At 56.7% G+C, this 5,340-nt stretch carries 4 protein-coding genes and 3 pseudogenes; 3 read left to right on the top strand and 4 right to left on the bottom strand.

Annotated features, from left to right (window positions below; genetic code table 11):
* A partial coding sequence (locus tag K359_RS0146790; protein ID WP_029085126.1) for a DUF3750 domain-containing protein occupies positions 1–535 on the top strand: 535 nt, incomplete at its 5' end.
* A 126-nt stretch (positions 536–661) separates the two neighbouring features.
* Here K359_RS0146790 and K359_RS66630 read toward each other — a convergent pair.
* The 4 genes and pseudogenes from K359_RS66630 to K359_RS0146780 all read right to left on the bottom strand — a co-directional run bounded on the left by K359_RS66630 (position 662) and on the right by K359_RS0146780 (position 3,591).
* Positions 662–1,258 carry a sensor histidine kinase gene (locus tag K359_RS66630; protein ID WP_371261264.1) on the bottom strand — a complete coding sequence of 199 codons (597 nt, stop codon included), beginning with the start codon at positions 1,256–1,258 and terminating at the stop codon, positions 662–664.
* A gap of 18 nt (positions 1,259–1,276) precedes the next feature.
* Positions 1,277–1,627, bottom strand: a pseudogene (locus K359_RS66625) (PAS domain-containing protein); the annotation flags it as partial.
* Between the two features lie 9 nt (positions 1,628–1,636).
* A pseudogene (locus tag K359_RS65515) lies at positions 1,637–2,455 on the bottom strand (PAS domain-containing protein); the annotation flags it as partial.
* Between the two features lie 269 nt (positions 2,456–2,724).
* Positions 2,725–3,591: a transglutaminase family protein gene (locus K359_RS0146780; protein ID WP_029085125.1), complete on the bottom strand. Its 867-nt coding sequence runs from the start codon at positions 3,589–3,591 to the stop codon at positions 2,725–2,727.
* A 143-nt stretch (positions 3,592–3,734) separates the two neighbouring features.
* Between K359_RS0146780 and K359_RS60575 the strand changes: the two genes are divergently transcribed.
* Together K359_RS60575 and K359_RS0146765 are read left to right on the top strand one after the other, a co-directional pair.
* Positions 3,735–4,601 carry a transglutaminase family protein gene (locus K359_RS60575; RefSeq protein WP_084518848.1) on the top strand — a complete coding sequence of 289 codons (867 nt, stop codon included), beginning with the start codon at positions 3,735–3,737 and terminating at the stop codon, positions 4,599–4,601.
* 502 nt (positions 4,602–5,103) lie between these two features.
* Positions 5,104–5,340, top strand: a pseudogene (locus K359_RS0146765) (hypothetical protein); the annotation flags it as partial.

The following is a 5,340-nucleotide window of genomic DNA, read 5'->3' as shown; positions in this document are numbered from 1 at the left end:
AGTCCATACCTGGATCGTGGTCAAGGAAGCCGGTGCCAACAATTACAACCGATATGATTACACTGCATGGGGCGAGCCTATCCGCGTCAATGGCTTTGCGGCGGATGGTCGCTGGTTTGGCGCCGATCCAACGGTTGTCGTGGCCCTTGATGGTGAAAAGGCCGAACACCTCATTCCCAAGGTCCGCCAAGTCATCGAAGATTACAAATTCCGCGCCTACGGCGACTACAGCGCATGGCCGGGACCGAACTCGAACACGTTCGTTCAGGCAGCGCTTAATGCCGTTCCCGAACTCAATGCCGTCCTTCCACCGACGGCCATCGGAAAAGACTTTCCGTATCGGGGAAGCTGGGCTGGCTTGACCGCCTCAGGAACTGGACTGTACGCCACGCTTGCTGGCTATATTGGCATCACGATTGGCTGGGTTGAGGGCTTCGAAATCAACTTCTTCGGCGCAGTCGTCGGTTTCGACTTGCGGCGTCCAGCGCTCAAACTGCCTGGCGTCGGGCGGATCGGATTTGCCGCAGGAGCATAGGGCAAGTGTTTTCGTCTATCTGTTGTTATGGAGTAACTCGGCCATTGACCGAAGGAAGCGGCTCCAGGAGCAACTTCGTTCACGCGACTTAAGCCCGTCACCATCGCCTGGTCGGCAGAAGACAATCTAGCTTCGAATTCCCGCAATTGAACTCTCGAGAGGAAGCGCTATCCGGCAGAGCAGCCCTTCGGGCTCAAACTCGACGCTCACCTCCCCGTCAAGATCATGAGCGAGGGTCCGTTCGAGCAACGTGGATCCAAAGCCGCGGCGAGCCGGTGGAGAGACCGGGGGGCCGCCGCTTTCCCGCCAAACGATGCACAGTTGTGCCCGCGCATCATCGGCTTTACTCCAGTCGAGCCGCACACGCCCATCTTCCTCGGACAGCGCGCCGTACTTCCGCGCGTTCGTACACAACTCGTGCAACGCCATCGCAATTGAAACAGCCTGTTTAGGCGCCAGCAAGACACTTGGTCCGGTGATCGATATCAAATCCGCGTTTGCCCCCTTGGTATCAAGCGTGACTTCCGCGAGCTGTCCCAGCGAGGCGTTTTCCCAATTTGTTTCCGTGAGCAGATCGTGTGCGTGCCCGAGCGCAATCAACCGACCTTCAAACGCATGCCGCGCCTCAATCGGATCGGCATTTTTCCTAAATGTCTGGTGCGCGATGGCCTGGACAATCGAAAGCGTGTTCTTGACGCGGTGGTTGAGCTCGTCGACAAGCAGGTCGCGGGCCCTCTCAGCCTCGTCACGCTCCGTGACGTCAACGTTTGCTCCGATCATTCCCACGAACTCGCCTGACGCCGAAAAGCGGGGATGAGCACGCGTATCGAGCATGCGATAGCGGCCTTTCGTATCGAGGTAACGGGCCTTCAGCTCGAAGCTGCTGCGCTTCTTGAGAGCCGAGGAAACCCTGCTCACCACGGCCCCGCGGTCCTCGGGGTGCAATGTATCCACCCAATCGAATTCGCGGACTTTCTGTTCGGAAACGCCCCAGAACTCACGCAGCATTTGATTGAGATGAACGCACTTCCCGTTCGCGTCGCTGATCCAGATCATCACGGGCGCGTTCTCCACCATGAGCCGGAAACGCTCTTCGGATGCGCGTAGCTCAATCTCGGCCTGCTTTGCCGCGGTGATGTCGTGTGCCACGCCGATGAAGCCGACATGTTGTCCGTGTTCATCGAACCGGGGCCGAGACACCGCCTTGATCCATCTCCAATCCCTATTGCTTCGTAAAATCCTAATCTCGATCGCGAATAGGTCTTTGGGTAAAACAGGGCTCGCCGGCACAAGGGTTCGCAGCTGCTCAGCCTTCAGGATCCGCGCGGCATCTTCCGGGTGCACCCGAGAGCGCCAATCGAACCTCAACGCCTCCGCGTAGCTTAACTCAAAGAATTCCGTATACGCCTGATTGACGAATGAGCGTTCGCCATCGAGCTTGGTGACCCACATCGGAATCGGCGCGCTATTGGCAATTGTTCGAAACCGCTCCTCGCTCTCTCGAAGAGCCTGTTCCGCGAATTTCGCGTCAGTCACGTCGAAATGCGCGCCAATCAAGCGGATGGGCCGACCCTCGGCGTCACGGTCTATTTGAGCCGCAACGCGGACCCAGCGCGTCTGACCATCGCTAGGCCGATTGATGCGGTACTCGGCCGAATAATCCAGGGCAGTACCCGCCAAAGCGTCGAGAAACTGACCTTCGGCGTGAGTTCGATCCTCGGGATGGATTCGCGCCACCCAATCCTCGTGAGATTCATTGGCCGCCGTCGGCGGCAGGCCGTGGATCTCTAAATATTCGGGCGACCTGCGATTTCGGAAGCCATCCCGAAGGTTGACCTCAACTCCGCCAACGCCAGCAATCTGGTGGATGAGGGCTAGCTCCGCTTCGCGCGCTTGCAATTGCCTAATCAGCTGGTGCACATCTGGTCCAGCATCTTGTGTAAAAGCGCTCAATTATAAGTCTCTTGCTAGGTTATTTCTTGGGATCGATCAGCAATCTAAAACCTAACTAAACGCTCATTAGGCTCACTGGTTCCAATCACAGGCGGGACGTTAGCCGGTTGAAATCTCAGTAGTGTCTCCAGATTGCTAGATTTTCCGAGCGTTGCTCGAAAGGCGGTGCTCGATTCGTTTCACGATTTGTCGCTGATCTATCCGGGGATGGGGGCGAAATGTAAGAGCCTGGGCCATCAGCCAGTTTTGACATTCACCGAGACCTCCATTCCCAATTCGTCCTCAGCGTCGCCCCAAAAGCTTCCTGAAAGTGGGACTGCTTGCGCAGGTGTCCGGGACACTCCGACCCTAATAAGATCGCGATTGCCTACAATGCCGTTTGTGGGATCGAACTCGACCCAACCCGACCCCGGCACGTAGATCTGACACCACGCGTGCGTTGACCCGCCTCCGAGGCGCAGAGGGCCGTCCCGGTCGGGTACATAGACATAGCCAGTTACGAAGCGAGCCGCGAAACCAAGACTGCGAGCCGCTTCCATCATGAGAAGTGCGAAGTCACGGCAAGTGCCTTCCTGCCTCATGATGGTTTCGGCCGGAGTTCGCGTTCCGCGAGAGGATCGGCGCTTATAGGAAAAGCTCTGCGCCACGGCCTCATTCAAGGTCATCAGGAGCTTTCCCGTGGAGATTGGCGCCGTTCGGGTTACAAACCTGCCCAGCCACGCGTCGATGGCCGCATCCGCATGGTGACGACGTATATAGGGGAGAAGATCGGGTAGCTCTTCTTCGTCGTAGTCAAAAGGGTGCGTTCTTGCATAGTCCTCGATGCGAAAGTCCGGCGCCTTCTCAGGTGTGTGATCAACGCGGATCTCAGTCTCGAAGCGCAGCAACGTCGTTTTGCTGTCAAAATCGAGGAGTGTCACGCAATTCCCAAAGGCGTCGTGGATCCATCGCGTTTCGGCCGCCTCAGGTGAAACGGCGAGCCTGTAGCTAAGCAATCGCTGATCGAAGCTGTCCCGAGGCCGAAACAGGAGTTGATGCTGACCCGGTCGAACGGGATTCTGATAACGGTATATCGTCGTGTGGTGGATAGTGAATATGGTCATATGAGCGCGCCGCCTACCACACTCTAACTCAGCTTCTACCACCGGGAAGTCAGTTCGTTTGCCTTTATTTTCACTGTCTAAGAACAGGAACCTGGAGCCTTTGGCCGTTTTAATGCCTGCACGAATGCAACGAGGCAGGGATCATGGAAATCGAGGCTGGCTACGACTTAGCTTTCAACTGCGATCGAGACGTGCCGATGGTGCTCATGCTCAGCATCCACCCTTCCAGGCACCGTGACTTGCTGACCGAACACAAAATTCGCTTTTCCCCTAACGTTACTTATCGCAATTATCGGGACAGTTTTGGCAACGTGTGTACCCGTTTAAGGGCTCCGGCTGGCCTCGTTGAGATCCACAACCGCTTCATCATTTCAGACAGCGGACGACCGGATGATCTCGCGCCTGATGCGCCGCAAATCGGAGTAGATCATCTCCCAGATGACACGTTGATGTATGTGCTCGGCAGCCGCTATTGCGATACGCAGAAACTCAGCAGTTTTGCTTGGTCCCAATTCGGTAACATCGCTAGTGGCTGGCAACGGGTTCAAGCCATCTGTGATTATGTCCATGATCGGCTGGAGTTCGGATATCACCACGCTCGTTGCGATCGGACGGCGGCGGAAGGTCATGAAGAGTGCAGGGGCGTATGCCGAGATTTCGCCCATCTAGCGATCGCGCTTTGTCGGTGCATGAACATTCCCGCTCGATATTGCACCGGCTATCTCGGCGACATCGGCGTGCCAAAAGATCCAGCTCCAATGGACTTCAGCGCCTGGTTTGAAGTCTATCTCGGCGGACGCTGGTACACCTTCGACGCTCGGCACAATCACCCACGAATTGGTCGCATTGTCATTGCGCGAGGCCGCGATGCCGCCGACGTCGCCATTTCCATAGCATTCGGCCCTGCACGGCTGATCAAATTTTCCGTATTTACTGAAGAAAGAATGGCCAGCCAAGAACTTGGGACCTGCAATCATGCAACCACGAACAGAGAAACGGCGTTTGCCTGATAGATGCGCTTAAATTGCAGCTTTGAAGTCTTCGAGCGCGTGCCGTCTTCAGCGACTGCATTCACCTCGCACCGCTGTACACCTGCTCTTTGGTCTGTCTGCTTGTTTTAGCGCTGCGCAATTGCGTGATCACAAGCCGACAGTTTTGGAAGGTTGCCCGATTGAGAATGACCATCCTCATTCCTGGAGGAGGCCACGATGACCGAGTTTTCGAGCGCCCCCGACGACGCTCGAAGTACGGTCCCTGCAACCAAGGGAATGACCGTCGGAGCGGCCGCCTCTCCGTCCCATGCACAATTTGTCGCTAGAGCTGCGGGTCGAAGGGGAAGCCGGGGCTTGGCGCCGTTTAACGTGACGGAACGACTGCTAAGTCCCTACTGCGCGCGATGGTCTGTTTGGTGGCTTCGTTCGAGCCCCCAAGGACTTGCGCGCGGTTCCCCAATTTTCTAGCCGGCTTCCAGGAACACATCCTCCAGGCCCGCTTTGACCCGCCGGAGGTGTCATGACCCGCGCTTGGAACACACCGATTTTCATGGTCGCGTTCATCTACTTCGTCGCGGACGCCGTCTTTTCCTATGTCACACGGCCGATCACCGTTTGGATGGCCAGACAGAGGCTGCTGCAACGCGTGCGGCTTTGGGTTGCTTCGTTGCCGCCGTATCCTTCGCTTGTCCTTTTCGTGGTACCGATCATCATCCTTGAGCCGGCAAAACCCTTGAGCGGCTATTTGATCGGGACC

Source organism: Bradyrhizobium sp. th-b2 (assembly GCF_000426785.1).
GTDB lineage: Bacteria > Pseudomonadota > Alphaproteobacteria > Rhizobiales > Xanthobacteraceae > Bradyrhizobium > Bradyrhizobium septentrionale.
Note: the sequence above shows the minus strand (reverse complement) of the source record. Positions and strands in the feature narration are given on the sequence as shown.

What these genes read in the sequence shown, in the direction of transcription:
- K359_RS60575 (WP_084518848.1), top strand. Translation starts at nt 3,735, where the DNA reads ATGGAAATCGAGGCTGGCTACGACTTAGCTTTCAACTGCGATCGAGAC.
- K359_RS0146780 (WP_029085125.1), bottom strand. Translation starts at nt 3,591, where the DNA reads ATGACCATATTCACTATCCACCACACGACGATATACCGTTATCAGAAT.